The 20,495-nt window shown below is 42.2% G+C and carries 18 protein-coding genes and 2 pseudogenes; 2 read left to right on the top strand and 18 right to left on the bottom strand.

Features of this window, described 5'->3' with window-relative positions; translation table 11 throughout:
- Positions 1-5 precede the first annotated feature (5 nt).
- Positions 6-1,604: a putative cross-wall-targeting lipoprotein signal domain-containing protein gene (locus tag AC4HAN_RS09630; RefSeq protein ID WP_491092313.1), complete on the top strand. Its 1,599-nt coding sequence runs from the start codon at positions 6-8 to the stop codon at positions 1,602-1,604.
- A 130-nt stretch (positions 1,605-1,734) separates the two neighbouring features.
- On the opposite strand, the gene ulaA is transcribed toward AC4HAN_RS09630, so the two are convergent.
- From ulaA to AC4HAN_RS09565, 13 genes and pseudogenes are all read right to left on the bottom strand, one after another.
- Positions 1,735-3,093, bottom strand: coding sequence for a PTS ascorbate transporter subunit IIC (ulaA, locus tag AC4HAN_RS09625; protein WP_491092312.1), 1,359 nt, complete (start codon positions 3,091-3,093; stop codon positions 1,735-1,737).
- A gap of 28 nt (positions 3,094-3,121) precedes the next feature.
- Positions 3,122-3,421 (bottom strand): PTS sugar transporter subunit IIB, encoded by a 300-nt coding sequence (locus tag AC4HAN_RS09620; RefSeq protein ID WP_491092311.1) that lies wholly within the window; start codon positions 3,419-3,421, stop codon positions 3,122-3,124.
- 162 nt (positions 3,422-3,583) lie between these two features.
- Positions 3,584-4,024: a PTS sugar transporter subunit IIA gene (locus tag AC4HAN_RS09615; RefSeq protein ID WP_491092310.1), complete on the bottom strand. Its 441-nt coding sequence runs from the start codon at positions 4,022-4,024 to the stop codon at positions 3,584-3,586.
- A 16-nt stretch (positions 4,025-4,040) separates the two neighbouring features.
- Positions 4,041-4,463 (bottom strand): PTS sugar transporter subunit IIA, encoded by a 423-nt coding sequence (locus AC4HAN_RS09610; protein ID WP_491092309.1) that lies wholly within the window; start codon positions 4,461-4,463, stop codon positions 4,041-4,043.
- Positions 4,453-5,937 (bottom strand): BglG family transcription antiterminator, encoded by a 1,485-nt coding sequence (locus tag AC4HAN_RS09605; RefSeq protein WP_491092308.1) that lies wholly within the window; start codon positions 5,935-5,937, stop codon positions 4,453-4,455. Before AC4HAN_RS09605 ends, AC4HAN_RS09610 begins: the two co-directional genes overlap by 11 nt.
- Before the next feature lie 289 nt (positions 5,938-6,226).
- Positions 6,227-6,534: pseudogene (locus tag AC4HAN_RS09600) on the bottom strand (PepSY domain-containing protein).
- A gap of 173 nt (positions 6,535-6,707) precedes the next feature.
- Positions 6,708-6,962 carry a DUF896 family protein gene (locus tag AC4HAN_RS09595; RefSeq protein ID WP_491092307.1) on the bottom strand — a complete coding sequence of 85 codons (255 nt, stop codon included), beginning with the start codon at positions 6,960-6,962 and terminating at the stop codon, positions 6,708-6,710.
- Between the two features lie 595 nt (positions 6,963-7,557).
- Positions 7,558-9,594 (bottom strand): glycine--tRNA ligase subunit beta, encoded by a 2,037-nt coding sequence (gene glyS, locus AC4HAN_RS09590; RefSeq protein WP_491092306.1) that lies wholly within the window; start codon positions 9,592-9,594, stop codon positions 7,558-7,560.
- Positions 9,594-10,511, bottom strand: coding sequence for a glycine--tRNA ligase subunit alpha (gene glyQ / locus AC4HAN_RS09585; RefSeq protein ID WP_491092305.1), 918 nt, complete (start codon positions 10,509-10,511; stop codon positions 9,594-9,596). Before glyQ ends, glyS begins: the two co-directional genes overlap by 1 nt.
- 710 nt (positions 10,512-11,221) lie before the next feature.
- On the bottom strand, positions 11,222-11,770 hold the full coding sequence (locus tag AC4HAN_RS09580; protein ID WP_491092304.1) for a DUF6036 family nucleotidyltransferase: 549 nt from the start codon (positions 11,768-11,770) through the stop codon (positions 11,222-11,224).
- Entirely contained in the window at positions 11,763-12,047 is a 285-nt protein-coding gene (locus tag AC4HAN_RS09575; RefSeq protein ID WP_027975008.1) for a hypothetical protein, read from the bottom strand. The genes AC4HAN_RS09580 and AC4HAN_RS09575 overlap by 8 nt, the downstream gene beginning before the upstream one ends.
- Positions 12,048-12,049: 2 nt before the next feature.
- Positions 12,050-12,484: a hypothetical protein gene (locus AC4HAN_RS09570; RefSeq protein WP_491092303.1), complete on the bottom strand. Its 435-nt coding sequence runs from the start codon at positions 12,482-12,484 to the stop codon at positions 12,050-12,052.
- Positions 12,485-12,683: 199 nt separating this feature from the next.
- A pseudogene (locus tag AC4HAN_RS09565) lies at positions 12,684-13,082 on the bottom strand (transposase); the annotation flags it as partial.
- A gap of 352 nt (positions 13,083-13,434) precedes the next feature.
- Here AC4HAN_RS09565 and AC4HAN_RS09560 point away from each other — a divergent pair.
- A complete protein-coding gene (locus tag AC4HAN_RS09560; protein WP_491092302.1) occupies positions 13,435-15,768 on the top strand; it encodes a hypothetical protein in 2,334 nt (777 codons plus the stop codon).
- Between the two features lie 121 nt (positions 15,769-15,889).
- Here AC4HAN_RS09560 and AC4HAN_RS09555 read toward each other — a convergent pair whose 3' ends face one another.
- From AC4HAN_RS09555 to AC4HAN_RS09535, 5 genes are all read right to left on the bottom strand, one after another.
- On the bottom strand, positions 15,890-16,318 hold the full coding sequence (locus AC4HAN_RS09555; RefSeq protein ID WP_491092301.1) for a MerR family transcriptional regulator: 429 nt from the start codon (positions 16,316-16,318) through the stop codon (positions 15,890-15,892).
- 112 nt (positions 16,319-16,430) lie between these two features.
- Positions 16,431-17,414 (bottom strand): aldo/keto reductase, encoded by a 984-nt coding sequence (locus AC4HAN_RS09550; protein ID WP_491092300.1) that lies wholly within the window; start codon positions 17,412-17,414, stop codon positions 16,431-16,433.
- Between the two features lie 19 nt (positions 17,415-17,433).
- On the bottom strand, positions 17,434-18,267 hold the full coding sequence (gene fghA / locus AC4HAN_RS09545) for an S-formylglutathione hydrolase (protein WP_491092299.1): 834 nt from the start codon (positions 18,265-18,267) through the stop codon (positions 17,434-17,436).
- Between the two features lie 11 nt (positions 18,268-18,278).
- Positions 18,279-19,397, bottom strand: a complete 1,119-nt coding sequence (locus tag AC4HAN_RS09540; RefSeq protein WP_491092298.1) for an S-(hydroxymethyl)glutathione dehydrogenase/class III alcohol dehydrogenase — start codon at positions 19,395-19,397, stop codon at positions 18,279-18,281.
- A gap of 137 nt (positions 19,398-19,534) precedes the next feature.
- Complete coding sequence (locus tag AC4HAN_RS09535; protein WP_491092297.1) at positions 19,535-20,374, bottom strand: aldo/keto reductase; 840 nt, start codon at positions 20,372-20,374, stop codon at positions 19,535-19,537.
- Positions 20,375-20,495 lie beyond the last annotated feature (121 nt).

The raw sequence follows: 20,495 nt of genomic DNA, 5'->3' as shown, positions 1-20,495 counted from the left end.
GATTTATGCAAAAGAAAATTTTCAGCAAACGTAAAAGTAAGGTCTTGGGACTTTGCGGTGCTGTTTTAACAGCTGCCGCTATTGCTTTAGGAACAGCCGGAGCGGCAGAAGCTGATGACAGTCCGCTACAGGCAGTACCAGAGACCACCCAGGCAGCACAAACTCAGCTGACACAAACAGCTGACACACCGACTCAGGCAGTGAGCACTGCTCTTGAACAAGCACAGACGGAAACAGCTCCTGATTCAAACCATGATTCAGCTTCTCAGGAAACAACTCCGCAAGCAGCAGACACAGCTGAGACACCTCAAACAAGTACTGCTGAGCAAACAACTCCAACAGCAGGAGAGCCGCAGACAAGTGCTGCAAATAGCTCTGCTTCCGATACAGCAGAGGAAACACAGCCGGCTCCGTCGCAGCCGTCAAGCACCCAGCCTGCAGAGCCTTCAGCTCAAACAGCCACAAATACTTCTGCTGCTGACAGGCCGGAAAGCAGTGCTGATGCGAATACGGCAGCTGTTTATGACAGCGTTAACTTTAAGGCCGAGCTGGAATCAGTCGGCAAAATTGCTCAGGTAGCAGATGTTGTTTACAATGGTTCAAGGGATGAATACATCACCGTCGATAACCCCAATGAGCCTTACCAGCCCGATACTGCAGAAATTGCCAAGTATCTCAACCAGTATTTAACAGAGCTCCGCCAGATTAACGGCATTGATTTTCCTGTGCCCCCGGTCAATCAGGTGATGCAGGACTTCGCTCAGGCCCGAGCCGATGAAGAGGCGTCCGAATCTGACGGACTGGAACACGATACTAAACTAAGCTTCCCTCAGGGCATGACCTGGTATGAAGAAAACGGCCACATGGACAACAATCTTCGCCGGACCAATGACGGCGGGCAAACGATCGCCTCAGACCAAGCAACTGCTTATTATCTGGCTCTTAACTGGTTTGCTGATTATTTTAATATTCTAAATGATCCAAACGACGGACTGCAATCATTCGGCCATGCTATCAGTATTCTTTCTGCTTCCGGAGATGCTATGGGGCTTGGTATTGCTGACGGACAGGGCGGCGAAGAACAGTCATGGTATGCTGAACTCATCTTTGGAGGTGCAGGAGGCACCGCTAATGAAGAAGGTTTCTCTGCTCAAAAAGACGCTGACGGCAACTGGGTGCTCTACTACAATGGCAAGCCCGTCAAGTTTCTTCCGGATACAACCTTCCATTATAGGACTTCTGCAGCTGCCAGAAAAGCCGCACCGGCTGATCCTCAGCCGCCACTTGCTGAAAAAGACAGCAATCCTGCTCTTCCTCAAAATCCGGATGCCGACAAGACTGAACCTACACCCGCGGCAGAATATCCTGCTCCAAACAGCCCGCAGGCAGCAAAACCCGCTCTAAACAACGACCCGGCAGCAATCAGTCCTGCTCCTTCTTTAGCTGGCTATTCTCCCAAAACAGCCCAAGCCACTGCTCAAAACGAGGCGGCAGAACGTCTTCCTCAAACAGGCACTAAGGCTTCCTTGCTGCCGGCCGCTTTAGGAATAGGCATAGCTCTTATCGGACTTAGCTTCTTAGCCAAACGCCGATTTAACCGATAAAATATTGTTTTTACTGTTTATAAAATAAAAATGGGACAGAAATCAATTTCTGTTCCATTTTCGTTTTAGGTTCCCAAGATGTCATTGTAACTTTACGTCTATCAACTTTTAGTCACTGTAACATCAAGGCCTAAGCAGCCTTGTCTGAGCGGCGGCTCAGCCAAACGCTAATTATGATAACTACAGCTACAAAGCCGATTATACCAGCTATCAGTGCACCTGAACCCAGCTGACCGATTTTGCCTAAGATGTATCCCGGAATCAGATAATCGGTATCTGCAAATGTTGATGCTGCCATATTCAAGGATCCTAGGAGCGGCAAAATCAATAATGGCAGCCAGCTTAGCAGTACACCATTGAAAGCTGAACCCAAGACAGCGCCTCTGCGTCCGCCGGTTGCATTTCCATAAACACCGGCAGCAGCACCACAGAAGAAATGGCCGACAACACCCGGAATAATGACTGTTGTATGCATACCAATCATGATAAACATAGAAATTGTTCCTACAATAAAGCTAGTAAAGAAACCAATCAGTACTGCATTAGGAGCATAAGAGAAAATAATTGGAACATCAAGAGCTGGTTTTGAGTTAGGTACCCATTTCTTAGCGATACCTTGGAAAGCGGGCACAATTTCAGCAAGAACCATGCGCACTCCTTGAAGAACGATTACAAAACCTGCCGTAAATGTTCCAGCCTGAATAACAGCATAGACAAGGGCACTGGTTCCGCCGCTCAAAGTCTTTTCAACATAAGAAGGTCCTGCGGCCAATGCCAGAACAATGTAAACAAGGCTCATCAAAATCATAATGGAAACAGTTGAATCGCGCAGAAAACCAAACGATTTTGGCACGTTAATATCTTCTGTTGATTTTGAATCATCGCCAAACCATTTTCCAATCCAGCCAGCAGCCGCATAACCAATATTTCCAGTATGTCCCATGGCAACTTTGTCATTGCCGGTTATTTTCCGCATAAAAGGCTGGCAAAGAGCCGGAGTAACTGTCAATAAAGTTCCTTCAAATAAGCCTCCCAGCAAAATAACCATAGCATTGGCTTTAATACCGGCACTCATCAAGATAACGGCGGTGATACATGAAACATACATCATGGCCTGCCCTGTTAAAAAGAGATATTTAAAGCGTGTAAAGCGGGCCAACACAATATTGACCACCATTCCGACAAACATAATCAAGGCCGTCTGGCTGCCGTAATCTTTCAAAGCGATTGCTACAACAGCCTCATTGCTGGGTACAACACCTTGAGTGTTTAACGCCACCTGAAACATTTTCGCAAAAGGCGCCAGCGCATTTTGCAAAACACCTGCACCGCCGGTTAGTACCAGAAAACCAACAACTGTTTTAATAGTTCCCGACATAATATCAGAAAACTTTTTCTTCTGCAGAATAAGTCCGATTAAAGCAATCAAAGCAACAAGTACAGCAGGTTGGGTAACAATAGAGACAAACAAATTCAGTATCGGTTTCATAATCAAGGATCTCCTTTTATTTTCATCATCAGTTATGAACAATTTCATTGTCATCCAGCAATTGAATAACCTTTTCCTTGATTTCATCTGCATCAATAATAGAATCCAGAGAAATTATTTTTTCATCTGGAAGATTGGTCAAGGCAGGCACTAAAGTTTTTTCTGCAAAGAAATAATCTGCCATATCCCCGCTGACGCTGCCTGAATCGGCATGCTCAACCGTAAAATCGTCCATATTAGCACCAGCCTCTTCCAGTGCCGCTTCAATATTCATCTGTACCATAAAGCTGGTTCCAAGACCGCTTTGGCATACTGCAAAAATTTTCATGATTATCCTCCTCAAAATAAAATACTAAGGGCGTCCGCGGATAACGTCAAAATAGAGAGTACGACGATGAATCGCTAAAGATTCTAGGAGGACTCATCTTTTTGACACAATCCGCAGCCCGTGTTCAATTAAAACAAGATCTCCGATCTAAATGCCAAACTTTCAGCTCGTTAACACGAAACGAATGTCATCAATACTTGAAGACTGAATGAGTTTTTGTAAATTTTCTTTTTGTGACAAAATTTTAGTAAGCTCCATAAGCGCTTCTAAATGCGCTGTGCTATCACTAGCTGCTAAACAAATAAAGACACTGATGGGATGCTTGGGATCATCCAGCAGATTAACCGGCTGATCTAATTTTAAAAGAGACATTCCCTTTTCAATCACACCTTCTTCCGGTCTGGCATGTGGAAGCGCCAAGTGATCACCGATATTGATAAAAGGTCCAAACTCTTTGACCTTATCAATCATAGCTTGTATATAAGTCTCTTTTATCTTGTGCCGCTCAAGCAAGGGCTGGGCAGCCAACTGAATCGCCTCCTCCCAATTTTTGGCCTCAGGTCTTATTTGAATGTAATCCGCTGTCAATAAATCCTCCAGCATATAAATCCTCCTTATCCTAGAGTAACAACTTTTCTAGCTGCTGCTTTTTATCTTTTAAAAAATGGTTAATAAAGTCAGCTGAGCTTAGTTTTTTAATAAACTGATTGAGTTTTTGTCTTTCATCGGCTGCTGATTCCGGATCAAATACAATAGCCACAATCAGCTGAACTTCACTGATTCTTGAAGACCAGTGCAAAACAGGCTTAGCTGTACGGAGTATAATAATGCGATTACGAATCCCTCCGCTGCCAAAATGAGGCATGACAGTTCTCTCAGCAATCTGAATATTGCCCACACTTTCTCTTTCTAAAAACTGCTGCTTAATATCCTCATTGACTAAGCCGTTCTCAGCTGCAATAAGACGACTTAGAAAATCATAAACAGCATTGCGATTCTCTAATTCTTCATTCAAATGAATATCAAATAAGTTACTTTTCATAGTTTATCTCATCAATTGCCTTACTAATTCTTTTCTTGTCTTCTGCTGTCATCAAAGCACTAACCAGAACCTTTTTAATCGGTGTCTCAATATCACTGTCAACACTTGTAATCAGCAATTTCACATCAGGATTGCACTCAAGCACAGCATCAGCATTGTGGACAGAAACAACATCAATAATATCAAGATTACTAAAGCTGTTTTCTATCTTTGTTCGTAACAGCTCCGAAATACCAATGCCTGATGAGCACATGACTAATGCCTTCAAAGGTTGCTTGGTTAACTCTCTAAAGCGGACAAAATAGAGTGCTAAAAATCCGATTTCATCGTGGTTTATTTTAGAAATTGTATAGCGTTCACTGACCGTGTCAGACAGCTCTTCAAGTTCCTTAAAAATGTCCGGATAGCCTATTTTTATCTGCTCCAGCATGCCATTTCTAATTCTGATTTTGTTATCAATCCGCCTCAGCATAGGGCTAATGTGATTGGCTAAATCTTTAAAGATACCATCAGTTACAGCTATTTTTTCTTGCCTAGTTACCGACATATGCTTAAAATAAAAATCTGTGACGGCCAGCACGCGCGGTGAGAAACGCTGCTCTGCTGAAATTTCTTCATTCTGAAAACGTGAGGAAATAAGATAACTATACAGATAATAGACTTCATCAGCACTGACAGGACAGCCGATAAAGCGGGAGATATCATCAATAACTCTCTGACTTTCTGCTCTTAGAACCTCATCATCATAAGCTATATTTTCCTGAGCCGAATAAGGATGGTGGTTATGATGCTTGCTGCGCTCAATCATAATGTAAAGATGAGAAAAGATATTGATATTATAAGGATAGGGAATAGCTGCTTTCAGATTCTTTTCAATAGAATAGAGTTCTGATAAAACAAAGGAAGCGACATTATAGTTAATCTTACTGTCATCCTTAGAAAGAGCTAAATTGTCAAGATCAATCATGCTGAAAGTTGATACCAAATCAGCAATGGCGCTGCGCAGATCAAACTCACTCCCTGAGATAAAAAGTTGCTGATGTTTAAGAGTAATTTTTAATCGATAGTCATCCAGCTGCTTTTGAATCTCTAACTTATCTTTCAAAATAGCCGCCTCAGAAACGAAATACTCTTGAGCCAAATCATAGACAGGAATTGATCTTGGGGCCACCAGCAGTAAACGCTCTAAAATCTTGCTGCGCCGCTCCAAAGGAGAATAATTTTCATCTTCGTGGAAAGTTTGGACATTTCCAACTGACTTTAAATAACGCTCTCTGTCAAGTATGAGCCCCTTCCCTTTCTCAGATAGAATTAAGGAACCGCCAGCATAGTTATCGTTTATTTTTTTCACCAAGCGATAGACCGTCTTTGAAGAAACCCCTAATTCTGATGAGATTTCTTCTGCGGTTGTAAAACCTTCCTTACTGTCGAGCAGGGACAGCAAAGCTTCTTCCTTTATATTTCTCGTAACCATACCACTCCCTCACTTACATCTTTATTTTATACTAAAAACAAACTTTGTAAACGCCTTCTTTTGTCTCTTTCAGTGGACATTATTTTATTGATTCAGTTCATTGGGTCTTACTATATACAACACCCTCTCATACTCTGCTTGTTATTTACAAAACCAAAAAAGGATTTTCTTTTTGCATACAAAGAGAAAATCCTTTTATTAATATATTTGTTCAGCTTTTTGAAATCAAGCTGGAATGTTCACGTTTTTTACCTTACAGTCAGAAAAATTTATCATTGACATTTTCTGATTATTTGGAAATAATATCTCCGGTATCGACATTGATAGTATAGCTATGCTCCGTTGTGTCTTTGGTTCAAATTCTGCCAGACCATCACCAGTATCTTGTTCAACACTTAAAATGGTAACATCTTTTTCTGCGAAACCGGCGGCGTCCTTAGGAGCAATAGCTTTGGCTTTGTCCGCTGAAATTTTTGTTTAGGAGCTGTCAGATTAATCTGCTTGAGAGTTGGCTGTCTCCTCTGCTTTAGTTTGTGCCTGCTGATTATCGTCATCAGTGTCACAGGCTGCCAGCAGCGAAACGGAACAAACAGTCAGTACGAGGGCTAATTTTTTTCATAATAAGTCCTTTCTATTTTTCGATTTTATCCCAGCTTGTGATAAGCAGTCAATAAAAATGCTTGTCGCTCCTATTTGATAACAAACGCAAAACTGACAAACAAAAATAAAAAGACAGCAGTGTGTACAAATACTGCTGTCTTTTTTGATGTTTAGCTGTGATCTCCGGGCTTTCTGCCGTGAAGTCCCTTTTGACGCTGGATTTCCTTGAGCTTTTCAGGCGTAATATCATTGCCCTGTTCATCAACAATTTTAAGCCCTTCAATATGATGGCGGAAACTCCGCCGGTAGCCCTCGATGTATTCCTCACGAAGCTTTGCCTGCTCAACTTTTTCAGCACCTGTCAACCCTTCACGCTTTTTCTTACGGGCGAGCTCGTTAATCCGATCAATTTTTACCTGTTCCATTTTCCCTCCTTTTACTAAGATACAAAGGGCGTTAAGAAAGCGAGAAGAAAATAGGAGCCTAACGCCATGCGCTTTGCGCATCAGGCAGGCTGTCTTTTTCTCGACGATTTTAGCCCGTGTTCAATTACATAAGATACGGCAGAGGATTGTTATCTAAGTGCTTTGCACTTGATAACAAACGCCAATCACCATAGTGAATTGGCTACCTCTCCCGCTAACGTCGTTTGCTTAGTAAGATCGACTAACCAAACGAAGTGTCGCAAAGGGCGTTTCAAATCCGTATAAAAATAGGAAACGGGCGCTGTGTCGCTAAGACACGAGGACGTTTATCTTTTTTACTAGGATTTTAGCCCGTGTTCAATTACTAAGATACGGCAGAGGATTGTTATCTAAGTGCTTTGCACTTGATAACAAACGCCAATCACCATAGTGAATTGGCTGCCTCTCCCGCTAACGTCGTTTGCTTAGTAAGATCGACTAACCAAACGACGTGTCGCTAAAGGCGTTAAAGCGAGAAGAAAATAGGAGGCTGACGCCATGCGCTTTGCGCATCAGGCAGGCTATCTTTTTCTCGACGATTTTAGCCCGTGTTCAGTTATTTTGTATTCATTTCATTAAAGGCCGCAATGGTTTTAGCTTTTTCTCCCAGAGCAGCGAGAAGTGCCAAGCGATTATCTCTTACAGCTCTATCTTCTGCCATAACCATGGTATGGTCGAAAAAGGCATCAATAATCGGACTTAAGGCAAAAAGTCTGTCCACATTTTCTGTCATGTCTTCTGTAAAATGAAGTTCTGTCACGGCATCATAAAGCTCTTGTTCGTGTTCATTTTCAAAAATAGCGGTATCTACTGATCGACTGTCTGCCTTTTCTGCCAGATTAAAGACACGAGAGAGACTTTCCACAGAAGCCTTAAAGTTAGGGTCTTGCGCTTTTTCTGCCAAAGTTTTTGCTGCCTCAACTTCCAGACGGACGATGTGTGTTGAGCTGTCCAGTACGGCTTCCCGAATATCTTTGGGTACAGATGCATCGATCATTTTCTCAACACGGCCGCGGATAAAGTCCATGACGTCAGACTGATTTTGATAGACCAGACTGTCGAATTTGAGCTCATACAAATTAGCAATCAGCTCGTCCAGCGGAATTTCCCAGCCAAATTTATCAAGGATACGGACAATCCCCTGAGTGGCCCGGCGAAGGGCATAAGGATCATTAGATCCGCTTGGAATAAGTCCGACTGAGAAGAAGGACAAAAGGGTATCTAACTTATCAGCAATCGCAAGAACAGCCCCTACTTTAGTATCAGGGAGTTCTCCTTCACTGCTGGTAGGCAGATAGTGCTCACGAACAGCAGCTGCAACAGCCCGATTTTCTCCGGCTAAGACAGCATACTTTTCACCCATAATGCCCTGCAGTTCATCAAACTCACCGACCATGCCTGTCAAAAGATCAAACTTATAGATGCTAGCTGCACGGTCTGTCTGCGCTTTTTCATCTTCTGTCAGCTCTGCTAAGTCCGACAGATAAGCCGCAATACTCTTCGTTCGCATCATGTGCTCATACAAAGAACCGATTTTTTCATGGAAGGTCACTAATTTTAATTTTTCAACCAGATCAGCAATCTCCAGCTTTTGGTCTTCACGCCAGAAAAATTCACCGTCTTCCAGCCGCGCCAAAAGAACTTTTTCATTTCCTTTGATAACATTATCAATAAACTGATCATTGCCGTTGCGGACCGAAATGAAATTCGGCAGGAGCTTGCCCGCTTGGTCACGGACAACAAAGTAGCGCTGATGGGTTTTCATTGAGGTTACTAAGACCTCTTCAGGCAATTCAAGATACTTTTGATCAAAACTGCCCATGAAAGCCGTCGGGTATTCAACGAGATTGAGAACCTCATTGAGCAGCTCCTCATCGATTTCAACACTCACATTGTAGGTTTTTTCAATGTTTCTGATTTGCTCGATGATCATATTCTCACGCTTAGCAGCACTGGCAATCACAAACTCTGCTTCGAGATCAGCTTCATAAGAATCTGCTGAAGCAATCCTTGCTTCCTTGCCCAAAAAGCGGTGCCCTCTGCTGGTGCGGCCGGAACTGATATCAAGAAAGTCAAGATCAATTTCCTCATCATCCAGAAGCACCACAAGGGTATGAACCGGACGGATATATTCAAAGGTATGGTTAGCCCAGTGCATGTTGACAGGAAAGGTCAGTGATTTTAAAACATCAATAACGCCTGCGAGAACTTCCTTGACAGGCTTGCCCGCTTCATTTTTAGTCACATAAGCATAGTCCTCACCGTTAACAGTGCGAAATTCAATATCATCTGTGGTCAGGCCCTTGCCGCGCACAAAACCTTGGGCTGCCTTGGTAAAATTCCCTTGGGCATCCAGAGCAATTTTTTTAGACGGCCCCTTAAAATCTTCCGAATAGTCACTCTGCTGATCCGCTAAATTAACCACACGGACAGCTAAGCGGCGCGGCGTCGAAAACATTTCAATTTTTTCAAACGACAGGCGGTTTTCTTCTAAAAACTGCCCCATTTTTTGCCGCAGCTGCTTCATGCTCGGTTTGACAACATAAGCTGGCATCTCTTCAAGTCCAAGCTCTACTAATAAATTCCTTGTCATTATTCTGCATCCTCCTTCAAGAGCTGTGCCCGAGTTTCATCATCTAATAACGGATAGGCTAAGCGCTTGCGCTCTGCTACAAAAGTCTTAGCCACAATACGGGCAAGATTGCGAATGCGGGCAATGTAGCCGGCACGTTCAGTAACAGAGACGGCGCCCCTAGCATCCAGCAAATTGAAGGTGTGCGAACATTTGAGCACATAATCATAGGCCGGATGTACTAGATGTTCGTCGAGGCAGCGTTTGGCTTCTGCTTCAAACTTTTCAAAATTTTCCAGCAGCATGTCCTGGTCACTGATTTCAAAACTGTATTTTGAGTGTTCATACTCAGGCTGGGTAAAGATTTCTCCGTACTTGACCCCCGGTGCCCATTCAATCTCATAGACAGAATCAACTTCTTGAATGTAAGAAGCCAGACGCTCTAAACCATAGGTCACTTCAGCGGTCACAGGCTGGGTCGCTAAACCTCCGACCTGCTGAAAATAGGTGAATTGTGTGATTTCCATCCCATCAAGCCAAACTTCCCAACCGAGACCCGCTGAACCGGTTGAGGGATTTTCCCAGTTATCTTCAACAAAGCGAATGTCATGTTCAAGCGGGTTGATACCAAGCACCTCAAGTGATTTCAGATAGAGCTCCTGAATGTTTGACGGACTTGGTTTCATAACCACCTGAAACTGGTGGTGCTGGTAGAGACGGTTGGGATTTTCCCCGTAACGGCCGTCAGCCGGACGGCGCGAAGGCTCTACATAGGCTGCATTCCAAGGTTCAGGCCCGATGGCACGCAGGAAGGTGTAAGGGCTCATAGTACCTGCACCCTTTTCGTTATCATAAGCCTGCATGAGCATACAGCCTTGATCATTCCAGTATTGTTGTAAAGTTAAGATAATTTCCTGAAATGTCATTTTTTTAGACATAATTTAGCTCTCTTTCTTAATAAGTGTATCTTGCGACGCTTTCGTTGCTAAAACGATTATTTTTAGCGACGAAAGCTAGTGCTTCGTCTAGGCAATCCTCATAGGGATTGCCGTTAGGTGCTTGCTCCTTTAGGAGCACTAGCACCTTTGACGAGGTGGAAGGTTAGTTTTTTTGACATTGCTGTCCTCCATATTATAAAATTTCTTGCGACATGAGTTTTTGATAGCCGATATTGCTAGCAAAAACGAATTAGTACAATGTTTGGCTCATTCGCCACAGCGACTGCTCTTTTTTGATAAACAGCTGGCGCTTGGAAATACAAAAAACCGTGTCTCAACTCCCAATATGCCAGATGACATAGGGGCGTTAAGAAACGCGGTTCCACCCTGACTTTTTACTTCATTTATTATTGATGATAATCAAAGAAAGCTCCAACCATTCCAATCTCATATCCGGCTTTCACCGCCCCGGACTCGCTTGAAAAAGATTTTGAAATAACACTCTTTCACGACAGCTATTATAGCAGAAAACAGCCCGCTTGTCTAATATTTTTAGAAATCACGCAGTGATACCAAAGCCTATTCACTTATTTTGTGGCAGCGCAGTTCAAAAATGAAAGCAAGCAGGAACAGTTAATTGCTAAAAAATTTGGGGGAGCTGTCTACCAACCATAAAATATAGAAAAACAACTTTTTTCGAAAGTTGTTTTTTAGCAATCTGCAAACTCTTCTGGATTTTCAGTTATATATTCTGCCAACCATTCCATTCCGTATGCTATTTCAAAAACTTCTAAAACCATGGAAATATCAGGTTGAAAGCCATAGTTTTGAAGCCTATTGATAAGTTCTTTTGGAGAAAGAACTTTAATCAATTTGATAATATCGCCAGCATCCTGTCTATCCCTATCTCGCCCGCTTTCTAGTTTCATACCAAGAAGATATAGCAATTCTGGAACTAAAACTGTGAGATGAGAAAAACTGTAAACTGTCTCACAAACGGTTCTAGGGGGTATTCTGTTGAGATTGGAAACGGAATTATTTAGCCATAATTCATCTGGTTCATTAACACCAAACCTATCCCCAACCGCCTTAATAATATTTCTGACTTTAGCATCTTCATTGTAAAAAGCATCAACATCGTGTGTCCCACGAAGGTTATAATATTCAAGAACGAACCCACCTACACAGATAATTTCTAATGTGATATTCTCTTTTGCCAACTCCGTATTGAGCGTTTCAAATAGGATTTTCTTATCCATAGTCGCCCTCTCTAATCCGTTTTAAAATATCTTTAGGCTTGCTCTTTCGATTAGCCTGCAACACGTGTTCTCGTGTATGCGTGCCCTCTGTCAGAGCATCCTGCAAGGTTATTTTCTGAAAAGGTGTTAAGGTAGGATTTTTAAGCAGTCTTTCGACATCTTCTGAGGTTAATTTAGTGTCATCATCTCGGATAACCTTATAAAGATAGCGAAACCATAAATCGCCGTCATGTTGGGCGTGTTCGCTGGCTCGTACCATGTATTCATACCAATTCATAGTCAGTCTCCTCTTGGATTATAGTGCATGGCTGTCCACAGCTTTTTATCAAAATCAGACAGCTCTTGCTTTTTAGGGTACAGCCATTCAGTTAAATCAGGCAGTTCTTTGTTGTATTTTTTCTTAAAGAAAGTATTGAACTCTTCCTTTGTCTCTGATATATCAGCCAAGGCTTCCAGTTCTGCTAAGCGTTTTGCGACAGCTTTCTTATTCATCATTTCTAGGTTCTCATAAATACAATGTTTGGATAATTGAGCATAGAACGAGCGGTGTTTTACGACAAAGTCTTTTGAGAATTTCTCATCCCACAGTTTCGTATATCTATCATAGAAATCATCAGAAATGCTAACTTGGTAAGGGATTAACTTGCTGTCAACTCTGCGGGAAATAGACCTCTCTAATTCAAAATGCAAATCGGTTTGGGGTTTAGCAGCCATAGAGCACCTCCTTGTATTTGGAACGAACGCAGACGTTTAAAAGCAATCGTGTTAATACCTCTCAGTCACTTTATTATAACCTAGCTATTCATCTCTGTAAAGCTGGGCAATGCTCCTAATATCGGTAATCTGCTCCGTTAAAATATGTGCCGGATCTCTTTATAGGATGAGCATTGACAGCTCCTTGTCGTTATACCATCTCCACAGCCTTATCAAGAATGTTGTTATTTTCAGGACCAAAACACTTATGAATGCGCTGCAGCATAAACCAGGCTGTCTTTTGTGTGACGCCAATATCTTTGGAAAGCTGAACAGAAGAAATACTTTCCTTGTGAGAGGTCACAAGCCAAATGGCCATAAACCATTTGCGCAGTTCAACCTTTGTATTGTCAAAGAGTGTACCCGTTTTAACATTGAAGTATTTTCCTGTATTTTTGCAACGGTATTTATTGCCTTTACATTTATAGACTTTTGAAGCAGGATCAAAAGGGCTGACGATAATATCACCCCAAATCATATTTTCCAAGTGATCTATACAAGACTGTTCTGTCGGGAAAGCAGACTGTAATTCCCATAAAGACCCAAATTCAAATGTCATAACAGTACTCCTTTATGTTAAGTCTATTATAGCATTATTTAGAACAAAGATAAACAAAAAGTGTAAAGCTCTACTATACAAATTTAAAAATTTTTGCTATAATAGAACTATCTTAAAACAAAGGAAATGATTAGTATGAACGCAATCACGAATCACGAATCACGAATCACGAATCACGAATCACGAATCACGAATCACGAATCACGAATCACGAATCACGAATCACGAATCACGCTGATTATGTAATCGGACGTGTTTTTTGTCAAGCATTAAAACAGGCTTTTTCACATTTTTGTGAGAAAGTCTTTTCTGTTGGTTTTGAAAATAAAACTTCAATAGTTGGAGGTGTAAAATGACACCTACACCTCGGACTATTGATAGAAGTTGGCAATCAGGAAACGAAAGAGCAGATAACTTATTCTTTTGGAGAAGTTTTGGTTTTGATGAAAAAGATGTTTTGACAGAAAATACAGATGGCATTGTTAAAGGGGCTTTGTTCGAGTTTAAGAATAGCATCGCTGACCTTAATACAGTACTCATACAAGCAATTCATTATCTTTCTAAATTAAGAAACAAGGGTGGAATCCCAATCCCTAGTAAAATTATATTGGTCGATATTAGCAAAGACCATGCTTATGTTTATGATGCAACAGAATATCGTTCAGAAATTTTACAAAACTACACCAACAGTGCTTCTAAAGATGTTAAACAAATGACTTTAAAAAATGCCACAAAACCAGAAAATGAGTTTGATTTTACTGTTTTTCAACCTAGCAGTCCTAAAAATGATAACTTAATTAAGCTATTTCAAATTGACGAGTATCAAAAATTTGATATCAATTTTCCAAATATTTTGGGTTGGGCAAATTACATTTACCACCATGACAAGTCAACAACAAAGTCTCAAATGTTTGAGATACTTAAAAATCCATCAGATTCCATAATTGAGAATTATATCTTGCCTTGGAATGGGAATGAAACAGATTTTGATACCGTAATGGATGCCTTGAATGATCCCGCTAATAGAAAAGATTTAGGGGCATTTTATACGCCGTTACCTTACGTAAAAGAAGCTACTAAACTTGTCCGTCAAGCTATCAGTAAGCTTCCCAAAGATAAAGATTATGTTATTTTGGATAGATGTGCTGGTACAGGAGCTTTAGAGCATTATCTTACTGATGAAGAGTTAAGACATGTTGTTTTAAATACTTATGAAATCAAAGAATGGCTTGTTCTATACAACAAGTATATTGGAAAAGTGAAAGCTATTATTCCTCCTCTAGCAGTCGTACAATCGAATAAAGGAAACTTGGTGAGCGGTGGGGATGCACTGGCTGAAGAATTTTTAACAATTCCTATGGAAACAGATGGAACGCATGCCACATTACAAGAGATTATCAATGATAAAAATATAGCTATAATCGGCTTTGAAAACCCACCATATTCTAATGAGTTGGCTCGTGCTCAAGAAGGAAATGTTAAGTCAAAAAATAAATTTAGCTATATTCGTACATTAATGTCTTCTGAATTCACTGGCGATAGTAACCATGCTAAAGACTTACTCAATCAATTTGTCTGGTCATTTGAAAAATACTTTATGCGAGAAAAACACGACTATTATGTGTTGTTTGCACCTGTAAAATATTGGAAGTCAGTAAGATTAATGCAAAAAAAGTTCATTGGTGGCTTTTTAGCAAATCGAGGAAATTTCAAAGCTCAAGAAAGTTCCGTTTTGGTGGCACAATGGAAGAATGAAGTTGACACAAAAACAGAAAGTATAACCGTCCCTGCCAAGGAAATATGGAAAGATAATAAAAAATGGGGAACCGGAAAAGGAGTCGCAGTTATTGATGTACCAGAAGATGCAGAGTTAAAAGATGTTGCAGATGTAACGGTTAAAAAAGTTTACACCACTCTATCTAAGTTATACTCTAAAAAGTTACCTACTGATGAAAAGGCAACGACCGTAGTTGGATATGATGGTTTTGAAACTCGTTTACGAAATAACAAAAAGTTCAATCCAGTATATAGTAAGGATATTTTGGCACATTTAGAGGCAAGTGGTTTTGGTTTAACCGCACAAGATATTCGTATGACTAGGATCTCAACTTATCACGGTTATGGTAGTCAAGTGAGAACTACTAATTATGCAGAGCAAACAGCCTTATTTGTTACTAAACAATATCCACAAAAGAATTGGTATGAGAAAGATGTTTACTATACGACAGCCGATAAGGGAGAGTTGTATAAACAAGATACTGATTTTCTAAGGAAAGCGACTTTATGGACGTGTATCTCACATAAAAATCACTGTCTAAGTTTTGAAGGTACAGACGGGCGATTTTACAATAATGAAATGTGCCTAGATGAAAATTCGTTGGTACGAAAAGAATTAGTAGAACAGGAAAAATATGGCAAACTTGATAGGGCAGATTTAATGTTACTTGGAGTTTTTGATGAACTATTGGAACTTTCTAAAAATACACAAGAATACAATCCTAAATATAATTATGGTACTTATCAAATTGAATTAGATATAAATACCTTTTATAAAGATGCTAACGACAAAAAGATATTCAATAACGAAAAAGTGAATACCAAATTAAAGGAACTAAAAACTAGACTAGCTAACTATTATTCAGAAGAACTTGAAGAAAAGTTGTTTAAATATGAGTTATTAAAATAGAACAAGACGATTTCCGCTTGGAAGTCGTCTTGTTTGATATTGTTGAAAATACTACATATTGTGATTAGTGTAAACTGATATATAATTTCCAAAATTTTAACCGACTAAAAATCCCTATCATTTAGTCTTTTTTCTTACCCGCATCTTTTTGCCTTCTGATAGCGTAGTAAGCATCTGTCCGCTCCGCATCGCTCAGGCCTTTGGCTTCGAGCTCTGCCAGATGGCGGTGGATTTTGATTTTTTCGACAAGGTAGGTATGGGTCTCCTGCAAATGCCGAATCTGCTCTTCTAAATCCTGCTTGGTCTTCTCTAACAATTCCGTCGACAGGGCATGATTGTGAAATTCTGCCAAAACTCTTCGTATATCCTGTAAACTCATTCCTACTCGGCGGTAGTGGGCAATGGCTTTTAGGCGGTCTATGCTTTGCTCATCAAAATCACGAATCCCACGTTCATTGCGCGGGATAACAACCATTCCTTCTTTTTCATAATAGCGGATAGCATGGGCAGACAGCCCTAAATCGTTGGAAACTTGCCTGATTGTTGTCATAATCAGCCTCCTTTTCTTTATCTTAACACCTTAGAGCGGGTCTAAGTCAAGCTATCATCGCAGCTTGAACAGTTAAAAATCGCCGTCATTATAAAGGCGATTTTTTGGTTCACTAATAGGCTCCGCGGATGTAATCATGCACTTCCTGCCAATAAAAATCCGAAATACGTTCAAGCTCTTCCGGGCGGAACGGTTTGGCTGTTAGGCTCGCTAAGTTGCTGTCTGCCTGCTGAATGGATTTAAATCCCGGAATTACGGCTGTGATTCCATCTTGCTGGAGCAGCCATTTCAGCGAAGCACTGGCTAAACCGCCGTGTTCATCACCAATCCACTTGATTTTTTCAACCAGCTCAATAGCTTTATCAAAAGGCAGCCCTCCAAAAGTTTCGCCAACATTAAAAGCTGCTCCGTCGCGGTTGAAGTTGCGGTGGTCATTTTCGGGAAAAACACTGTCTTTGGTATACTTGCCTGTCAAAAGACCGCTGGCCAGCGGTACTCGTGCCAGAATTCCGACATTTTTTTCTTTGGCCTGTGCAATCATTTCTTTAACAGGTTTTTGCCGCAAAACATTGACAATAACCTGAAGGCTGCTGGCCTTGGTATTTTCAAGGACAAATTTGCCTTGATTGTCTGTTTCCACACTGACACCGTAATAGCGGATTTTACCTTCTTTTTTCAAGTCTTCCAAGACGGCAAAGACATCTGACTGTGTCAAAATTTCCGTCGTCGGACAGTGAATCTGATAGAGATCAAGAGCTTCCATCTGCAGATTGCGCAGACTGTCTTCGCAATAGCTGCGCACTTTATCATAAGTGTAGTTTTCAGGGTTTGTGAAATCATCGCGGCGGCCGAATTTAGTCGCCACATAAACACGCTCAGAACGCTCTTTCAAAACCTCACCGATAAGGGCTTCACTGCGGCCGTTTCCATAGACATCTGCCGTATCAAAAAAATTGACCCCGCAGTCAATAGCGTGATTGAGCGCAGCCAGAGCAGACTCTTTACTGACATTGCCCCAGTCGCCGCCCAGCGCCCACGTGCCAAAACTAACTGCACTGATGGACATGTCTGTTGTTCCTAATTGTCTGTATTCCACAAGATTCCTCCTCCATATTTTAGAGCAAGCCCAGATGCTGAGCATGAAAAGCAATGTGCTTTTCGACAAAGCTGGCAATAAAATAATAACTGTGGTCGTAGCCATCATGCAAATCCAAGGTCACATCAATCCCATTGGCTTTGGCAGTCGCAGCAAAAATCTCTGGCTGCAGCTGCTCGGAATAAAAGGTATCAGCCAAACCTTGGTCGATCAAAATCGGAACAGCTTTTTCTGCCTGTGCCAAGAGTTTCGTACTGTCATAAGCTGCCCAAGCGGTCTGATCTTCACCGAGATAAGCTCTAAATGCTTTTTGCCCCCAAGGCACCTGACTCGGATTGACAATCGGTGCAAAAGCTGAGACCGATGCATAGCGATCAGGGTTTTTCAAAGCGATTTGCAAAGCACCGTGGCCGCCCATACTGTGGCCAAAAACAGCACGCTTATCTGTTACCGGAAAATTGGCCTCAATCAGCGCCGGCAGCTCGTCAACAACATAGTCATACATGCGGTAGTTTTTATCCCACGGGCTTTGGGTTGCATTGAGATAAAAGCCGGCTCCCTGACCTAAGTCATAAGCCTCATCATCAGGCACACCTTCTCCTCGCGGCGAAGTATCCGGCATCACAAGGGCAAGACCGTACTTAGCTGCATACTGCTGAGCACCGGCCTTGGTCGAAAAATTTTCATCTGTACAAGTCAAGCCTGACAGGAAATATAAGACAGGAACCTTTTGATAGACTGCTTGAGGCGGCAGGTAAACAGCAAAGGTCATGTCAGTCTTGGTCGTTTGTGACTGATGGCTGTAACGCTCATGCCAGCCGCCGAAGCTCTTTGTTCTGGACAGTTGTTTCATAGACAGTCTCCTTAGTAATGAATAACCGTGCGGATTGACTTCCCGTCATGCATCAAGTCAAAGGCATCGTTGATTTTTTCCAGCGGCATGGTATGTGTGATAAAATCGCTCAGGGCAAATTCACCGTCCATATACTGTTTGACAATACCCGGCAGCTGCGTTTTCCCTTTAACACCGCCAAAAGCAGACCCGCGCCAGACACGGCCTGTCACCAATTGGAAAGGGCGCGTATGAATTTCAGCACCAGCAGGTGCTACACCGATAATAATGCTTTCTCCCCAGCCTCTGTGACAGCATTCCAAGGCAGACCGCATGACCTCGACATTGCCGATACATTCAAAGGAATAATCCACACCGCCGTCGGTCATATCAATAATGACTTCCTGAATCGGTTTGTCAAAATCTGATGGATTGATAAAATCTGTTGCACCAAGTTCTTTAGCCTTTTCAAATTTATCCGTATTGACATCAATGGCAATGATGCGAGAGGCCTTGGCCATGCGAGCGCCAATGATGGCAGCCAGACCTATCCCGCCAAGTCCAAAGATTGCGACAGTTGCTCCTTCTTCAACCTTAGCAGTATTGAGAACAGCTCCCATGCCGGTTGTGACACCGCAGCCCAGCAGACAGACTTCTTCCAAAGGAGCATCATCTTGGATTTTAACCAAAGAATACTGAGACACTACTGTATGTTCTGCAAAGGTTGATGTTCCCATGTAATGGTAGATGGGCTGACCGTCCTTAAAGAAACGCACCGTTCCATCAGGCATAAGCCCATGCCCTTGTGTTTCACGGACAGCAATGCAGAGATTCGTTTTGCCGGACAGGCAGAACTTACATTTGCCGCACTCAGCTGTATAGAGGGGAATAACATGATCGCCGACCTGAAACTCTGTGACACCTTCGCCAACAGCCTCAACAATCCCTGCTCCTTCATGACCCAGCACACAAGGAAAAACGCCTTCAGAATCTTTTCCGGACAAAGTGTAGGCATCTGTATGGCAGACCCCTGTCGCTGTAATACGCACCATGACCTCGCCCGCCTGCGGCGGCATGAGATCTAATTCTTCGATTTTCAGCGGTTCGTTGGGTGCCCAGGCCACCGCTGCCCGTGTTTTAATATAATCCATAAAATGACTCCTTCTATTGATACTCTTTAAAAATCAGGCCAGATCAAGTCAGCGGCCTATCATTGTACTTTTCTTTGAGTCTGTACTTGTCAGACACAAAAGAGATAGAGCCAAGGAACAGCCTCAGCTCTAATAGTTTAAAAATCTCTGTGATCTGGCTTTGGTGCGGGAGTTGCCCCCGGCATGTGCTTAATCTTTTCAGCATCTTCTGCACTCAGCTGAATATCTGCAAAATCCAGATTTTCCTTAATCCGATCTTTGTGGACAGATTTTGGCAGCGGCAGGAAACCTTCGTACCAAGACCAAGCCAGTGCCATTTGAGCAACCGTTTTACCATATTTTTCAGCCAAGGCTTTCATATCCGCATTGCTGAAAATTTCTCCCTGACCAAGCGGTCCCCAAGCTTCAATGACAATATCGTGCTTGCGGCAGTAATCCACCACTTCTTCCTGATAGCAGCCCGGTGCCAGACGAATCTGATTGACAGCCGGTGCCACTTTGGCTGTTTTTGCCAGAGCTTCCAGATGATGCACCAAGAAATTGCTGACGCCAATCGAGCGGATGAGACCTGCTTTTTGAGCTTCTTCCATATAGCGCCAAGCTTCAGCATTACCTTCTTCCCAGTGATCGCGAATGGCTTTGGGATTAGGCCAGTGAATCAAATAAAGATCCACATAATCCAGCTGCAGTCTTTCTAAGGAAGCCGCCAGCGCTGCTTTTGCACCTTCATAGCTGTGAGCGTCATTCCACAGCTTAGTTGTAACAAAAAGCTCCTCACGCGGAACACCGCTGTCTTTAATGGCCCGTCCGACGCTTTCTTCATTCTTGTAATAAGCAGCTGTGTCAATATGACGGTAGCCTGCTTTAATGGCTTCCAGAGTCGACTGATAGGCTTCTTCCCCATCGGCTGCTTTAAAGGTTCCAAAACCGACTGCCGGAATTGTCAAACCGTTGTTCATTGTATACACTTTTGCCATTGGACAACCTCCTTTATATAACAATGGTCTATTACATTATAAAACACCAACAAATGGAGCACAACAGACTGCTTTCCCATGCTGACTCATCCAGACTGAGACTAGGGCTGTCTGATATCTT

The organism is Streptococcus sp. ELY_86 (assembly GCF_058314495.1).
Note: the sequence above shows the minus strand (reverse complement) of the source record. Positions and strands in the feature narration are given on the sequence as shown.